Annotated in this window: 16 protein-coding genes; 1 reads left to right on the top strand and 15 read right to left on the bottom strand. The window is 71.4% G+C overall.

Annotated elements, in window-relative coordinates:
- Positions 1–4: 4 nt before the first annotated feature.
- Positions 5–415 (bottom strand): polyketide cyclase / dehydrase and lipid transport, encoded by a 411-nt coding sequence (locus FHX45_RS24680; protein WP_167106589.1) that lies wholly within the window; start codon positions 413–415, stop codon positions 5–7.
- 114 nt (positions 416–529) lie between these two features.
- Here FHX45_RS24680 and FHX45_RS24675 point away from each other — a divergent pair, with 114 nt between their 5' ends.
- Positions 530–2,326, top strand: a complete 1,797-nt coding sequence (locus tag FHX45_RS24675) for an AMP-binding protein (protein ID WP_167106586.1) — start codon at positions 530–532, stop codon at positions 2,324–2,326.
- An 8-nt stretch (positions 2,327–2,334) separates the two neighbouring features.
- Here the strand turns inward: FHX45_RS24675 and FHX45_RS24670 are convergent, their stop codons facing one another.
- The 14 genes from FHX45_RS24670 to FHX45_RS24605 form a co-directional block, all read right to left on the bottom strand.
- The gene (locus tag FHX45_RS24670; RefSeq protein WP_167106583.1) at positions 2,335–2,835 is read right to left on the bottom strand and encodes a nuclear transport factor 2 family protein; all 501 of its coding nucleotides are present in this window, start codon (positions 2,833–2,835) and stop codon (positions 2,335–2,337) included.
- On the bottom strand, positions 2,832–3,326 hold the full coding sequence (locus FHX45_RS24665; RefSeq protein WP_167106580.1) for a hypothetical protein: 495 nt from the start codon (positions 3,324–3,326) through the stop codon (positions 2,832–2,834). Before FHX45_RS24665 ends, FHX45_RS24670 begins: the two co-directional genes overlap by 4 nt.
- Positions 3,323–4,558, bottom strand: coding sequence for an MCE family protein (locus FHX45_RS24660; protein ID WP_167106577.1), 1,236 nt, complete (start codon positions 4,556–4,558; stop codon positions 3,323–3,325). Before FHX45_RS24660 ends, FHX45_RS24665 begins: the two co-directional genes overlap by 4 nt.
- The gene (locus tag FHX45_RS24655) at positions 4,555–5,742 is read right to left on the bottom strand and encodes an MCE family protein (RefSeq protein ID WP_167106574.1); all 1,188 of its coding nucleotides are present in this window, start codon (positions 5,740–5,742) and stop codon (positions 4,555–4,557) included. The genes FHX45_RS24660 and FHX45_RS24655 overlap by 4 nt, the downstream gene beginning before the upstream one ends.
- Entirely contained in the window at positions 5,739–6,926 is a 1,188-nt protein-coding gene (locus FHX45_RS24650) for an MCE family protein (RefSeq protein ID WP_167106571.1), read from the bottom strand. Before FHX45_RS24650 ends, FHX45_RS24655 begins: the two co-directional genes overlap by 4 nt.
- On the bottom strand, positions 6,923–7,954 hold the full coding sequence (locus tag FHX45_RS24645) for an MCE family protein (RefSeq protein ID WP_167106568.1): 1,032 nt from the start codon (positions 7,952–7,954) through the stop codon (positions 6,923–6,925). Before FHX45_RS24645 ends, FHX45_RS24650 begins: the two co-directional genes overlap by 4 nt.
- Positions 7,954–8,991, bottom strand: coding sequence for an MCE family protein (locus FHX45_RS24640; protein ID WP_167106565.1), 1,038 nt, complete (start codon positions 8,989–8,991; stop codon positions 7,954–7,956). The genes FHX45_RS24645 and FHX45_RS24640 overlap by 1 nt, the downstream gene beginning before the upstream one ends.
- Positions 8,988–10,310, bottom strand: coding sequence for an MCE family protein (locus FHX45_RS24635; RefSeq protein WP_167106561.1), 1,323 nt, complete (start codon positions 10,308–10,310; stop codon positions 8,988–8,990). The genes FHX45_RS24640 and FHX45_RS24635 overlap by 4 nt, the downstream gene beginning before the upstream one ends.
- Complete coding sequence (locus FHX45_RS24630; protein ID WP_167106558.1) at positions 10,307–11,170, bottom strand: MlaE family ABC transporter permease; 864 nt, start codon at positions 11,168–11,170, stop codon at positions 10,307–10,309. Before FHX45_RS24630 ends, FHX45_RS24635 begins: the two co-directional genes overlap by 4 nt.
- Entirely contained in the window at positions 11,170–11,964 is a 795-nt protein-coding gene (locus tag FHX45_RS24625) for an MlaE family ABC transporter permease (protein ID WP_167106554.1), read from the bottom strand. The genes FHX45_RS24630 and FHX45_RS24625 overlap by 1 nt, the downstream gene beginning before the upstream one ends.
- Before the next feature lie 100 nt (positions 11,965–12,064).
- The gene (locus tag FHX45_RS24620) at positions 12,065–12,826 is read right to left on the bottom strand and encodes a glucose 1-dehydrogenase (RefSeq protein ID WP_167106551.1); all 762 of its coding nucleotides are present in this window, start codon (positions 12,824–12,826) and stop codon (positions 12,065–12,067) included.
- A complete protein-coding gene (locus FHX45_RS24615; protein WP_167106548.1) occupies positions 12,826–14,340 on the bottom strand; it encodes an aldehyde dehydrogenase family protein in 1,515 nt (504 codons plus the stop codon). The genes FHX45_RS24620 and FHX45_RS24615 overlap by 1 nt, the downstream gene beginning before the upstream one ends.
- Positions 14,337–15,227, bottom strand: a complete 891-nt coding sequence (locus FHX45_RS24610; protein ID WP_167106545.1) for a 3-oxoacyl-ACP reductase — start codon at positions 15,225–15,227, stop codon at positions 14,337–14,339. Before FHX45_RS24610 ends, FHX45_RS24615 begins: the two co-directional genes overlap by 4 nt.
- Positions 15,228–15,280: 53 nt before the next feature.
- Complete coding sequence (locus FHX45_RS24605; RefSeq protein ID WP_167106542.1) at positions 15,281–15,472, bottom strand: ferredoxin; 192 nt, start codon at positions 15,470–15,472, stop codon at positions 15,281–15,283.
- Positions 15,473–15,503 lie beyond the last annotated feature (31 nt).

The raw sequence follows: 15,503 nt of genomic DNA, 5'->3' as shown, positions 1-15,503 counted from the left end.
CAGTTTAGCGACGCGGAGAACCCGCCGGGGGGACACCGGGCTCCCGGCCGTCCTCCAGGATCTCCTTCAGTCCCAGCGCCACGGCCTTCGCCGCGCGGGCACGCCGGTCGAACTCGCGGCGCAGCTGCCGCGGGTTCATCGGCACCTGCGGACTGGCCCGGAGGAAGTAGTGCAGCAGGGTGCCGTCGAGCGCGCCCTCGAGCCAGACCTCCATGGTGCCGACCAGGGCACCCCGCACGGTCCAGCGCAGGCCCTCGTCGCCGCGGTCGGTGTAGACCTCCAGCACCAGGTCCGGCCAGTACCGCCGCCACGCCCTGGGGTCGGCGAACACCGCGGCCACCGTGCCGGGCGGTACCGCGAGGAAGGTCTCGTCGACGACGTCGATGCCAGGCGGCGCACCGTTGAGCGTGCTCACGCCCAGCAGGATGTCACGCCCCGAGGTGCCGGTGGCCCGCCCCCTTGGTCGTAAGGTGTCACCGACGCTAAGTTGTGACTGGCGAGTAACACCCTTGAACCACGGAGGTCCACCGTGCGCGAGTACAGCGCCCCGGCAGTGCAGCCGGTTGCCGACGACGAGAACCTCGCCGACATCGTGTGGGCGAACGCCGAGCGCTTCCCCGACGTGATCAGCTTCCGGCGTCAGGTGGACGGCTCGTGGCTGGACATCACCGCCCGCGAGTTCGCCGCGCAGGTCATCGGGGTGGCGAAGGGCCTGGTCGAGGCTGGGATCGAGCGCGGTGACCGGGTCGGGCTGATGTCCAAGACCCGCTACGAGTGGACGCTGATCGACTTCGCGATCTGGGCGGCGGGCGCGGTGACCGTGCCGATCTACGACACGTCCTCGCCGGAGCAGGTCGCCTGGATCCTGTCCGACTCCGGCGCCAAGGGTGTGTTCGTGGAAACCGGCGAGCACCTGGCCGCCGTCGACGAGGTCCGCGACCGGCTGCCGGAGCTGCGCTACACCTGGCAGATCGAGGCCGGCCGTCCCGCCGTGGACGAGCTGACCACGCTGGGCGCCGAGGTGGCCGACGACACCGTGCACGACCGGCGCCGCGCGGTGCGGGCCGGCGATCTGGCCACCATCGTGTACACCTCCGGCACCACCGGCCGCCCCAAGGGCGTCGAGCTGACCCACCGCAACCTGCTCGCCGAGATCCGCGCCGACATCAACGCGTTCCCGCAGCTGATGGAGCAGGGCAACTCGCTGCTGTGCTTCCTGCCGCTGGCGCACGTGCTGGCCAGGGCGATCGCGGTCACCGCGTTCACCGCGCGCGTCACGCTCGGGCACACCCCGGACGTGAAGAACCTGGTCGCCGACCTCGGCACGTTCCGGCCGACGTTCGTGGTGGCCGTGCCGCGCGTGTTCGAGAAGGTCTACAACGGCGCGAAGCAGAAAGCGCACTCCGAGGGCAAGGGCAAGATCTTCGACGCGGCCGAGCAGGTCGCCGTGTCCTACAGCGAGGCGCAGGATTCCGGCGGTACGGGCCTGGCGCTGAAGGCGCAGCACTTCCTGTTCGACAAGCTGGTCTACGGCAAGCTGCGGGCCGCGCTGGGCGGCCGGTGCATCGCCGCGGTGTCCGGCGGGGCGCCGCTGGGCGCGCGGCTGGCGCACTTCTTCCGCGGCATCGGCGTGCCGGTGTTCGAGGGGTACGGGCTGACCGAAACCTCCGCGGCGGCCAACGTCAACACCCAGGACGCGTTCCGGGTCGGCACGGTGGGCCGCCCGGTGGCCGGCACCTCGGTGCGCATCGCCGACGACGGCGAGGTGCTGCTCAAGGGTGACGTGGTGTTCGGCGCCTACTTCAACAACGAGACCGCGACGAAGGAGGCGCTGGAGGACGGCTGGTTCCACACCGGCGACCTCGGCGAGCTCGACCGCGACGGGTTCCTGCGGATCACCGGGCGCAAGAAGGAGATCATCGTGACGGCGGGCGGCAAGAACGTCGCGCCGTCCGGCCTCGAGGACACCATGCGCGCCCACCCGCTGATCAGCCAGGCCATGGTGGTCGGCGACCAGCGCCCGTTCATCGCCGCGCTGGTGACGATCGACGAGGAGTTCTTCCCGTCCTGGAAGCAGCAGAACGGCAAGCCGGCCGGCGCCACGGTCGCGGACCTGGCGCAGGACCCGGACCTGCTCGCCGCCGTGCAGGGCGCGGTGGACGAGGCGAACAAGCAGGTCTCACACGCCGAGGCGATCAAGAAGTTCGTCATCCTGGACAAGGACTTCAGCGAGGCGGGCGGCGAGATCACGCCGAGCCTGAAGCTCAAGCGCAACGTGGTGACGAAGAACTACGCCGGGTTCATCGAGGGCCTGTACCAGAAGTAGCCGCGCCGTTACTGCGGGTCGAGCGCGGCGATCTTCCACGCGCCGTCCACCCTCCGGGCCGTCACCGACACCGCGGCCGAGGAGGACGTCTGCTGCCCGGTCGTCGTGGCCAGGGTCTGCTGGTCCAGGAACGCCAGCACCCGGGCGGTGTCCCCGCGCAGGTCCTGCACCCCCAGCGCGGACACCGTGGTGGTGCGGATGAGCTTCTGCGCGGACGCCTGCTGCCCGGCGGCGGCGAACGTGTCCCGGTACTGGGCCACCGCCCCGTCCACCAGGACCGCGGCCGCGGCGCGCTCCGTGCGGGCCAGGTTGCCGTAGTCGTAGGAGAACACCGCCTTCAGCGCGGCGCTGATCTGCTCCGCCACCTCACCGGTGGCGGTGGTATCCGCCAGCGCCTGGTTCGCCGGGTGCCACCGGCCGGCCTGCACGGCGGCCCACCCGGCGAACCCGCCGGCCAGCACGATCACCGCGGTGAGCACCGACACCCAGGTCGCGACCCGTGGCCTCATCCGGCCGCCTGCACCGAGGTGATGCGCCACGTCCCGCCGGCTCGCGCCACGTCCGCCGTCAGACGGCTGCGGCCCGGCTGCGGCGCGGCGCCGTTCGCGGCGATCGAGACGTCCAGCACCGCGATCACCCGTGCCGAATCGCCGGCCAGCTGCGTCACCGCGATCTGCCGCAGCGACGCGGTCGCGACCAGTTTCGCCGCCGTCGCCCGCGCCACCTGCGCCTGCCGGTCACCGCTGAGCGAGGTGCCCAGCTGACCGCTCGTCACCGCGATCCACCGGTCGAACGCGGCGTCGGCGTCCCGGTAGTCGATCGTGTTGAGCGCCACCAGCGCGTCACCCGCGGCGGCGGCCACCGTGTCCCGGTCGCGTGCCCGCACCGCTCCGTCGTCGGATGCGGCGCGCCACCAGCTCCACCCGGACCACGCCGCGGCCAGCACCGCCAGCACCGCGACCACCGCCAGTGCGCCCAGCACGCGCGGGATCCGGCTCATCCCGGCAGCCCCAGCAGTTGCCCGAGCGTGCTCGCGGTCCCCGCGGCCAGCCCCAGCACGCCGGGCAGCCGCGTCCCCTGCGCGGGCGCCGCCGGCGCCGGGTGCGACGCCGTGGCCGGGTTCACCGGCCTGCCCGCGTACGGCGCGTTCTGCGCGCCGCGCACCCCGGTCGGGCTGCCCGGCGGCTCGGCGCAGTACGCCTGCGTGTTGGCCGGGACGTCGGTGGTGTCGCTGGCCGGGCGTTCCCGGGTGGTCTCGTAGCCCTTGGTGCACGAGTGCGGGTCGAAGAAGTTCAGCACGAGCCCGAGGTGGCCCTCACCGTTGGACCACACCGACCTCGTGAACGCGGAGATCACCGGGTAGGCGACCAGCAGCTCCTCGATCGCGTCGGTGCGCACCGAGGTGATCTGCGCGGTGGTGAGCAGGTTGGCGACCAGGACCCCGAGGTCGGTACCGGAGGTCGCGAGGATCGTGTCCAGGTCCCGCGCGAGCCCGGGCGTGGTCTCGATGACCTTGCGCAGGTCGGGGTCGGCGCCCTTGAGCCGGTCGGCGATGGTGCGCAGCCCGGCCGCCATCGCGGTGATGGTGCCGGCCTGCCGCTGCTGCGTGTCCAGGACGACCCGCCCGTCGGCGAGCAGCCTCGTGGTCTGCGGCAGGTTCTCCGTCGCGGCGGCGGTGACGGAGTTCGCGGTGTCGAGCAGCTGCTGCAGGTCGGGGCCGCTGCCGGCGAACGCGTCGTAGGTCTCGTCCACCACCGTCCGCAGCGACCGCGTGTCCACACTGGACACCAGGCGGTCCAGGTCGGCCAGCACGGTGTCCGGCGACACCGGGATCGCGGTGCGGTCGCTGGTGATCACCGACCCGTCCGCGAGGTACGGCCCGTCCTGGTGCTGGGGACGCAGGTCGACGTACTGCTCCCCCACCGCCGACCGCGTCGCGACCACGGCCCGGGTGTCCGACGGGATCTTGTCACCGGAGGTGATGTCCAGGTCGACGGCGACCCCCTCGTCGGTCAGGTGCAGCGTGCTCACCCGGCCGACCGCGACACCGCGGTAGGTGACCTCGGCGCCGGCGAAGATGCCGCCGGACTCGGTCAGGTTCGCGGTCACCCGGTAGCCGCTGGTGCCGAACAGCCGGTCCAGGCCCGCGTACTGGCCGCCGGCGTAGCCGACCGAGGCGAGCGCGATCAGCAGGAACGCCATCAGCTGGATCCGGTGCTTGCGGGTGATCACGGCGTGCCTCCCAGCAGGGTGCCGAGCAGGCCGCCGAGCCCGGTCAGCAGGCCGGCCTGCTGCTGCTCGGACGGGGCCGCCTGCGCGGCCGGCGGCGGGATCGGCAGTGGCGGCGCCGCGGCCGATGACGACGGGATGCTCCCGGTGTTCTTGGGCAGCTGGATGACCGGGAGGTGCCCGGAGTTCGCGATGTTTTCGAAGATCGCGTCCAGGTTGAGGTCCAGGCGCGCGGAGACGTTCGCGTAGTCACCCTTGACCACGTCCCCGGCGACGTCCGGCAGCGGGTAGGTCGGCAGGATCTTCAGGGCCTCCGGCAGGTTCGTGCCCGCTTCGGCCAGTTTGGACAGTGTGGGCGCGAGCGCTCGCAGGTCCGCCACGAGCGACTCGCGGCTGGCGTTGATCGTGTCCACCGCCACCCCGGACAGCCGGTCGAGCGACTGCAGCATTCCGACGAGCTGGTCCCGCTGCCGGGTCACCACGGCCATGCCGGGCGCCAGATCGGTCAGCGCCGTGGTGAGGTTCGCGGTCTGCGCGACGAGCGTGCCGGACAGCCGGTTGAGCCCGTCGATGGCGCGGATGATCTCCGACTTCTGCCCGTCCAGCTCGGTCGCGATCTCGTCCACCCGTGCCAGCAGCGCCCGGATCTCCGCCTCGTTGCCGGTGAGCGCGTGGTTGAGCTCCCGCGTGATGTCCGCCAGCTGGTTGATCCCGCCACCGTTGAGCAGCAGCGACAACGCGCCGAGGACCTCTTCGACCTCCGGGTTGCGGTTGGTGCGGTCCAGCGGGATCACCGAGCCCTCGCGCAGCGGCCCGGCGGCCGGCTGCCCGGCCGGTTCGGCGAGCTCGACGAACTTCTCGCCCAGCAGGCTGGACTGGCGCAGCTGGGCGAAGGAGTTCTCCGGCATCCGCACGTCGCCGTTGAGGCTCATGGTGACGACCGCCGACCTGGTGTCCGGCGCCAGCTCGATCACGTCGACCCGGCCGATCGGTACGTCGTTGACCTTCACCGCGGCCTGCGGCACCAGGTCGAGCACGTCGGTGAACCGGGCGGTGATCCGGTACGGGTGGTCGCCGAGGTCCGCGCCGCCCGGCAGCGGCGTGTGGTACAGCCCGGAGAACCCGGCCGGCCCGCAGCCGGCCACGAGCAGCAGCACCCCGGCGAGCAGCCCGGTGAGCCGTTTCATCGGCCGGCCTCCGGGATGTCGACCAGCGGCAGCAGAGGCAGCGGCGGCAGCTTGCCGCTGCCGATGTCGGCGAGCAGCTGCGGGATCGACGGCACCTTCGCGATGCCCTCCACCACCGGCGCGATCGCCTGGCACACGTCGCTCACCGTGGTCGGCAGCCCGACCGGGGTGGATGCCTTGATCAGCCGGCACAGCGTGGTGATCAGCGGATTGGTGAACTCGTTGGCGTTGTAGCGGATGGCGATGCTGCCGGAGGCCGCGTCGTAGGAGTTGATGAAGTTGGTCATGCCGGTCGGGCCGACGTCGAGCACTTCGGCCAGTGCCGCCCGCTGGTCCACCAGCACCTGCGTGATGCTCGCCAGCTTGTCCACATTGGACGTCAGCAGGTCCTTGTTCTCGGCGACGAAGCTCTGCACGTCCCCCAGCGAGGAGCCGAGCGCGGCGAGCGCGGCGCTGACGTCGCCGGAGTCGGCGGCGAGGAAACCGGTGACGTCGCCGAGCCGCCGGTAGAACTCGTCGAGCTGCGCGTCGCTGCCGGCGAGCGTGGTGGTGAACGACTGGAGGTTGCGCACGGTGGCGAACAGGTCGTCCTTGGAGTCGTCCAGCGTGCGCGAGAGGTTCGCCAGCTCGGTGACGGTGCTGTTCAGGTTCAGGCCGTTGCCGTCGAGGTTGGCGGCCGCGGTGTTCAGCAGGTTGGCCAGCGCGCCGTGCGCGTTGGCTCCGTCCGGGCCGAGGCCGGTGGACAGCTTGTCCAGGGTGCCGTAGAGGTCGTCCAGCTCCATCGGCGTCGCGGTGTGGTCCTGCGGGATCACGGTGCCCGGCGCCATCACCGCTCCGCTGTCGTAGGCCGGGGTGAGCTGCACGTACCGGTCGCTGACCAGGCTGGGCGCGACGACGACGGCACCCGCACCGGCCGGGATCCGCACGTCCCCGTCGATCCGCATGTCGACCCGCACGACTGCGCCTTCCGGCGTGACCCCGGTGATCTCACCGACCGGCACGCCGAGCACGCGCACCGACGATCCGGCGTAGAGCCCGACGGTCTTGTCGAACAACGCGGAGATGCGGGTGCCGCCGGTGTCCCGCAGCGCCAGGTACAGCCCGGCGGTCACCAGCAGCGCGGCCACGCACCCGGCCGCGACCCAGCGGTAGGCACCACGTGCGGCGTGGCTGTCCAGCGTCATCGGCCCCCCACTCCCTGGTCCGGCGCCGACAGCGGCGGCGTGCAGCCCTCCGGGTTGACCGACAGCCCGCCGGCCTTGATCACCGGTGGCAGCAGGCCGCAGATGTAGCCCTCGAACCAGCGCCCGTTGCCGGTCGCGTTCGCGCCGACGCGGGTGAACGGCGCGAGCAGCGCCAGGCTGCGGTTCAGGTTGTCCTGGTTGTTCTGCAGGATCGTGGTGACCTCGCCGAGCCGGTCCAGCGTCGGCCGCAGCCGCGCCCGGTTGTCGGCGACCAGGCCGGACAGCTGGGCCGCGAGCTGCTGCGTGCCGGTGAGCAGCGCCTTGATCGCGTCGCGGCGCCGCTGGAGCTCGCCGAGCAGCAGGTTGCCGTCGGTGATGATCGCGGTGAGCTGCGCGTTGCGGCCGGCGAGTGTCTGCGACACCTGGCGGGTGCCGGCGAGCAGGTTCGCGAGCTCCTGGTCGCGTGCGGACACCGTGCGCGACAGCGCGGACAGGCCGGACAGCGTGTCCCGCAGCGGTTGGGGGGTGTCCTTGAGCGCATCGGCGACCGCCTCGAAGCTGCGCGCGAGCTGTGTGGTGTCGATCTCGCCCACGGTGGCGGTCAGCTGCTGGAACGCGTCCTGCAGCTGGAACGGCGTGGTGGTCCGCTCGACCGGGATCGGCTCGGCCGGGTCCTGCGCGCCGCGGCCCCGGGGTTTCAGCGCCAGGTACTTCTCCCCCAGCAACGTCTTGATCTCGATGGAGGCGGTGGACGCGTCGCCGACCCTGGTGCGCTCCACCGTGAACCTGACCAGCACCTGCTTCCCGGCCAGCGACACACCGGTGACCTTGCCGACCTTCACCCCGGCCACCTGGACCTCGTTGTCCGGGGCGAGCCCCGCGGACTCGGCGAAGTACGCCTGGTAGGTGGTCCCGGTGCCGAGCAGCGGCAGCTGGTCGGAGAAGTAGGACACCAGTGTCACCAGGACGACGAGCACCAGCGTCACCGCGCCGACGGCGGCCTGGTTGCGGTCCTTGAGCGGCTTCATCACCGGCACCTGCCCGGAAGCTCGGTCGCCGGGAGGGGGAGCATCGGCAGCGTGATGTTCAGCGAGGTGATGCCGATGGTCCCGGTCAAGTTGCAGAGGTAGTAGTTGTACCAGCCGCCGTAGCTCAGGGTCCGGGTGAACTTCTCCAGGTTGCCGGGCAGCTTCTTGAGCAGCTCGTCGATCAGCTGCCCGGAATCGGCGAGCGTGCCGGACAGCGTGCCGAGCGCGGCGATGTCCTGCTGCACCGGTGGGCGCGCGTCGGCGAGCAGGCCGGCGGTGGCGTCGGTGAGCTCGCCCAGCGCCGCCACCGCGTCCCCGATCGGGTCGCGCTGCGCGGCCAGGCCGGACACCAGCTGCTGGGTCTGGCTGATCAGCTCGGACAGCTGCGGGCCGTGGTCGTTGACCGTGGTGAGCACGGTGTTGAGGTTCCCGATGACCTGGCCGATCACCTGGTCGCGCCCGGCGATGGTGCGGGTGAGCGAGGCGGTGTGCGACAGCAGGCTTTCGATGGTGCCGCCCTCACCCTGGAACACCTGGATGATCTCGTAGGAGAGCTGGTTGACCTGCTGCGGGTCCAGCGCGGCGAACAGCGGTTTGAACCCGTTGAACAGCACGGTGAGGTTCAGCGCGGGCTGGGTGCGCTCGGGCGGGATCATGCCGCCGGCGGGCAGCTGGTCCTCGCCCGGGACGGTGGTGCCCAGCGACAGGTACCGCTGGCCGACCAGGTTGCGGTACTTCACCGTGGCGGTCACCGCGCCGGGCAGCCGGTAGGCCGACTGCACGGTGAAGTGCGCGTCGGCGTAGCTGGTGTCGCCGTCCTGGGTGACCGTGATGCCGTCGACCTGCCCGACCTTGACGCCGGCGATCCGCACGTCGTCACCCTCGTGCAGCCCGGAGGCGTCGGTGAACCGGGCGGTGTAGGTGTCGGTGACGCCGAAGTTCGTGTTCGCGATGGTCGCGCCGAGGATCCCGGTGAGCAGGACCGTCACGGCCGCGAACACGCTGATCTTGATCAGCGCCGGAAGGAACCCCCTCACCGGACCTCCACCTCCGCCCCGCGGTAGAGCGGTCCGGCGAGCAGGCTCGCCCAGCCCGGCACGTCCTGCGGCGCGGCCGGGGACACGAGCGCCGCGATCAGGTCCTGCTCGGCCGCCGAGTTGGCGATCGAGGAGGTGGTGGACGAGCCGCTCGCGATGATCCCGTTGCTGGGCAAGGGCACGCTCGCGCCGGGACCGGCCGGCGGGTGGGTGGACCCGTCCTGGACCGGGCCGCCGGGCGGGTACTGCGGCCACCGGCCGGGCGGCAGCACCATCGGGTAACAGCGCGGGCCGCGCTTGTCGAGGTAGGCCGGCTCGTCCCGGCCCGGCTCGTACTTGGTGCGGTCGGCGACGAACCGGATGGTCACGTGGTTCATCCGGTCGGTGCCGTACCCGAACGCCTGGTACGCGCGCGGCACCGCGTCGGCGAGCTGCTGGAGCAGGCACGGGTACTCCGGCGCGTACTTGGCCAGAACGTCCAGAGTGGACTGTGAGGTGACGGTGAGACGGATCAGGTTTGCCTGGTTGACGCGCAGGAAGCCGTCCAGGTCGTCGCTCGCGGTGGTCACCGTCGCCCACACCTGGGCCAGCGTCTGCTGTTCGTCCACCAGGGTCTTCGTGGTCGTGGTCAGGTCGGCCAGCGCCTGCAGGAGGTCCGGCGCGGCCCGGTTGTAGGTGTCGGCCACGTTGGCCAGCCCGGTGATGTCGGCCTTGATGTCCGGCAGCGACGGGTTCAGCCCGCCCAGGTACTCGGACAGGTGCACCAGCGTGGCGCCGAGCTGCCCGCCCCGGCCGTCGAGCGCGGTGGAGACCGCGCCGAGGGTGCTCGCCAGCTTCTGCGGCTGGACGGCCTGCAGCAGCGGCATGACGTTGTCCAGCACCTGTTCCAGCTCGATGGCGGAGCTGCTGCGGTCCTGCGGGATGACGTCACCGGCCGCGAGGTGCCGCGGCACCGGGCCGGGCGGGATCTGCAGGGCCACGTAACGCTCACCGAACAGGGTCTTGGGCAGCAGCCGCGCCGACACGTTGGCCGGGATCACGTCCAGCTGGGCCGGGTCGAGCGCGAGCTGGAGCGCCGCGTGGTCGCCGAACGCCTCGACGGCGCGCACCTCGCCCACCACGACGCCGCGGATCTTGACGTCGGAACCCTTCCGCAGCTGGTTGCCGATGTGGTCGGTCTCCAGCCGCACCAGGGCGACCGGCGTGAACTCCTGGTGGTAGGCGGCGATGGTGGTGGCGAAGAACAGCCCGCACACGACGAGGAACACCAGGCCGAGCACCTGGTACCCCAGCCGCCGTAGCAGCACCGCCCGTCTCATCCGGCGATCCTCACCGTCGTGGTCGCGCCCCACACGGCCAGGCTGAGGAAGAAGTCGAGCACCGAGATCAGCACGATCGACGTCCGCACCGCGCGGCCCACGGCCACGCCGACACCGGCCGGGCCGCCGCTCGCGGTGAAGCCGTAGTAGCAGTGCGACAGGATCACCAGCACGCTGAACACGATCACCTTGCCGAACGACCACAGCACGTCCTCGGGCGGCAGGAACAGCCCGAAGTAGTGGTCGTAGGTGCCCGCGGACTGGCCGTAGAGCCACACCGTGACCTGCCGGGAGGCGAGGTAGGACGAGAGCAGGCCGACCGCGTACAGCGGGATCACCGCGCCCAGCCCGGCCAGCACCCGGGTGGTGACCAGGTAGGGCAGGCTGGGCACCGCCATCACCTCGAGCGCGTCGATCTCCTCGGAGATCCGCATCGCGCCGAGCTGCGCGGTGAAGCCGCAGCCCACGGTCGCCGACAGCGCGAGCCCGGCGGCCAGCGGCGCCACCTCCCGCGTGTTGAAGTAGGCCGAGATGAACCCGGTGAGCGCGGCCGTGCCGAGCTGGTTGAGCGCCGCGTACCCCTGCAGGCCGACGATGAGACCGGTGAACAGCGTCATGCCGATCATCACGCCGAGTGTCCCGCCGATCACCGCGAGGCCGCCGGTGCCGAAGCAGACCTCGGTCAGCAGGCGCAGCGTTTCCCTGCGGTAGCGGCGAAGCGTGCGCGGCGCCCATGCCAGCGCGCGGACGTAGAAGGAGAGCTGGCTGCCCAGTCCCTCCAGGATCGCGCCGGGCCGCGCGATCATCTCGAGCGTCCGGTCGGGCACCCCCGGCCGGGGTTCCAGTGTCTCCGCGGTCATCACAGCGCCTTCGGCGGAACGATCCGCAGGTAGATGGCGGTCAGCACGACGTTGATGAGGAACAGCAGCAGGAACGTGATGACCACGGCCTGGTTCACCGCGTCGCCGACACCCTTCGGCCCGCCGGCCGGGTTGAGCCCCCGGTAAGCGGCCACGACCCCGGCGACGAACCCGTACAGCACGGCCTTGATCTCGCTGACGTAGAGGTCGGGCAGCTGCGCCAGCGCGTTGAAGCTCGCCAGGTACGCACCCGGGGTGCCGCCCTGCAGGACGACGTTGAAGAAGTAGCCGCCGAGCACGCCCACCACGCTGACCAGGCCGTTGAGCAGCACCGACACGACGATCGCGGCGAGCACGCGCGGCACGATCAGGCGCTGGACCGGGTTGACCCCGAGCACCTCCATCGCGTCGATCTCCTCGCGGATCTTGCGCGCCCCGATATCCGCGCAGACGGCGCTTCCGCCGGCGCCGGCGACGAGCAGGGCGGTGATCAGCGGCGCGGCCTGCTGCACGATGGCGAGTGCGCTGGCCGCGCCGGTGAACGACTGGGCGCCGATCTGCTGGGTCAGCGATCCGAGCTGCAGCGCGATCACCGCGCCGAACGGGATCGCGACGAGCGCGGTCGGCAGGATGGTGACGCTGGCGAAGAACCAGCACTGCAGGATCCACTCGCGGAACTGGAACGGCCGGCGCGGGATGGCGCGCAGCACCTCCCAGGCCAGTGTGGACAGGCGGCCGACCTGACTGAGCGCGGCGGTGCCCGGTACCGTCGGCGTTCCCGTGCGTGACCCCATCACACCTCCGCGACCCCAGCCCTCGTTGCTCTGAGTCTTACTCCTCGGGGGGAAAGCGTTTTGCGTTAGCGGTGTTCACTTCGTATTCCCGTGAAGTCGATCACCCCTGAAGGTTGAGCGCATGGGTGGCCGTCGCACCGCCGTCGGCCACGAACTCCGCGCCGGTGCAGTAGGAACTCTCGTCGCTGGCCAGGAACACCGCGAGCTGCGCGATTTCCGCCGGCTGCCCGACGCGTCCCAGCGCGACCTTCCGGCCCACCCAGGACGTGTCGACGTCGGCGCCGCCCGCGGCGTCGGACACCATCTTGGTGTCGATCATGCCGGGATGGAGCGAATTGACCCGGATCCCCCGGCCACCCAGTTCGAGCGCGGCCACCTTGGTCATGCCGCGGATCGCGAACTTGCTGGCGGTGTAGGCGATCAGGAACGGCATGCCGGCCAGACCCTCCACAGAGGACACGTTGATGACGGAGCCGCCACCGGCCCGTGTCATCGGTTCAACGACCGAGCGCATCCCGAGAAACGCGCCGACCTGGTTGACCCCGACGACCCGCTGGTAATCGGCCAGTGACGTCTCCGCCAGCTCGGAGAAGTGCAGGATCCCGGCGTTGTTCATCAGCACGGTCAGCCCGCCGAACTCGTCCTCGGCGCGCCGCACCGCGACATCCCAGTCGTCCTCGCGGGAGACGTCGAGGTGCTGGTAGACCGCGCCGATCTCCGCGGCGAGCGCCGCGCCGTCGTCGTCGGCGACGTCGGCGACCAGGACGCGGGCGCCCTCCTCCGCGAACCGCCGGGCCGCGGCCGCGCCCTGTCCGCGGGCCGCGCCGGTGATCAGCGCGACTTTGCCGTCGAGGCGTCCCATCACATCATCTCGCCGGTCAGCGGCAGGTACACGGACTTGAGCTCGGTGTAGGCCTCGATGGAGGACTTCCCGCCCTCACGGCCGAGCCCGGACTGCTTGAACCCGCCGAAGGGCAGGTGCGGCTCGATCTGGAAGCCGTTGATGCCGATCGTGCCGGCCCGCAGCGTCCGCGCCACCCGGAACGCGCGCTGGACGTCGGCGGTGAACACGCCCGCGCCCAGGCCGTATTCGGTGTCGCCGGCCAGCTGCACCGCCTCCTCCTCGCCGGTGAACGGGACCACCGCGAGGACCGGGCCGAAGATCTCCTCCTGCGCGATGGTGGCGTGGTTGTCCACGTCGGCGAAGATGGTCGGGGCGACGAAGTTGCCGCACGCCAGGTCACCGCCGAGCCGCTCGCCGCCGGTCACCAGCCGGGCACCCTCGGACCTGCCCTTCTCGATGTAGCCGAGCACCCGGTCCAGCTGCTTGTCGTTGATCAGCGGGCTGGCCAGCACGGCCGGGTCGAACGGGTCGCCGTAGGTCATCGCCCGGGCCATGCCCGCGGCGGCACCGAGGAACTCGTCGTAGACGTCCCGGTGCACCAGCGCCCGCGTGTTCGCCACGCACGCCTGACCGGACAGGCCCATCGTGACCGCGCCGACGACGGTGGCCGCGGCCAGGGCGACGTCGGGTGCGTCGGCGAACACCAGCGCGGGGCTCTTGCCGCCGAGCTCGAGCGAGACCCGCTTGAGGGTGCCGGCGGAGGCCGCCACGATGCGCTTGCCCACCGCGCGGCTGCCGGTGAAGCTGACCTTGTCCACCCCGGGGTGGTTGATCAGCGCTTCGCCGACCGGGTCACCCGGGCCGGTGACGACGTTGAGCGTCCCGGCCGGCAGTCCCGCTTCGGCGAGCAGCTCCACCATGCGCAGCACGGTGAACGTGCAGTACTCCGAAGGTTTGAGCACGAGGGTGCACCCGGCGGCGAGCGCCGGGGCGACCTTCTGCGCGAAGAGCAGGAACGGCGCGTTCCACGGCAGGATCGCCGCGACCACGCCGATCGGTTCGCGGAAGGTCATCGCCAGGTGGTCGCCGCCCTGGTACGGGGTCAGGGTCTCGCCGCCGAGCTTGTCGACCCAGCCGGCGTGGTGGTCGAACACGTCCGCCGCGGCGCCGACGGAAGTCGCGTAGATCGTGCTGCTGAACGACAGCGGCACCGAGTTGTCCAGCGCCTGCAACGCCCGCAGCTCCGCGGCGTGCTCCCGCAGCAGGCCGGCGTACCGGTGCAGCACCGCGATCCGGGTTCCGGCCCGGGAGTGCGACCAGGCTCCGGACTCGAAGGCCGCCCGGGCCGCGGCCACGGCGGCGTCGACGTCGGCCTCGGTGGCGACGGCGAACTCGCCGATCTCCTCACCGGTGGCCGGGTGCCGGTGGACCCAGGAGCCACCGCCGGTGCCCGGTCCCCACTGGCCGTCGAGGTAGAGCCGGCCGGGCCCGAGGCCGGCGGCGTCGCGGTGCGGCAGCACGGTGAGCGTCATGGGAGCTCCAGGATCTCGGTGGCGGCGAACATCGCCTCGGGGTCTCGCTCGTCGAAGTAGGCGCCCACCGTGGAGTCCAGTTCCTTATCCGTCCACAGTGGACCAGCGGTGTCGAAGCGCCGCTCGACGGCGGGCGGCCGCAGCAGCGCCACCATCCCGCCGTGCACCACGAACACCTGACCGTTGATCCGGTCCGCCCGCTCCGCGGCCAGGTAGGCGACGAGCGGTGCGACGTGCTCGACCGAGAGCGGGTCCACCCCCTGGTCCGGGGCGTCGCCGAAGACCTCGGCGGTCATCGCGGTGCGGGCGCGGGGGCAGATGGCGTTGGCACGCACGCCGTAGCGGGCGGCTCCGCGGGCGATGGCGACGGTGAGGCCGACGATGCCCGCCTTGGCCGCCGCGTAGTTCGGCTGGCCGGCGGAACCCACCAGGAACGCCTCGGACGCGGTGCTGATCAGGCGCGCGGGCACCGGCCGGCCCGTCGCCTTCGACCAGGTGCGCCAGTATGCGGTGGCGTTGCGGGACAACAGGAAGTGCCCGCGCAGGTGCACGCGGATCACGGTGTCCCACTCCTCGTCGGACATGGAGAAGATCATCCGGTCGCGCAGCACGCCGGCGTTGTTGACGACGACGTGCAGCCCGCCGAAGTGCTCCACGGCGGCCTCGACCAGGGCATCGGCGGTGGCGCGCTCGCCCACGTCGCCGGTGACGAGGAGCGCCTTGCCCCCCGCGGACTCGATCTCGTCCACGACGCCCCGTGCGGTGTCGGAGACGTCGTTCACCACCACCGACGCGCCCGTGCGGGCCAGGGCGAGCGCCTCCGCCCGGCCCAGTCCCGCCCCGGCGCCCGTCACGACGGCCACCCGCGGTTCCACAGCACCTTCCACGAGGGTCAGACTAGAATCTGTTCTCGTTCGAGACAAGCCCTCGTTTGCCTCGATTACTCCGGGATGAACAGCGCATTCTTCGGACACGCGGCCACAGCACGCGTAACACGTTCTACTTCCGATTCGGGCACCGACGGGGTGATGATCCGCAACTCCTCGCCCTCGTCCAGCTCGAACACAGCGGGCGCGAACCCGATGCACACCTCGTTCGCCTCGCACAGCGTCCGGTCGACCGCGACCTGCATGGCTTTCCTCCTCGGCGGCACAGCTGATAGA

This window comes from Amycolatopsis granulosa, from assembly GCF_011758745.1.
GTDB lineage: Bacteria > Actinomycetota > Actinomycetes > Mycobacteriales > Pseudonocardiaceae > Amycolatopsis_E > Amycolatopsis_E granulosa.
This window is presented reverse-complemented; position numbering and strand designations above follow the sequence as displayed.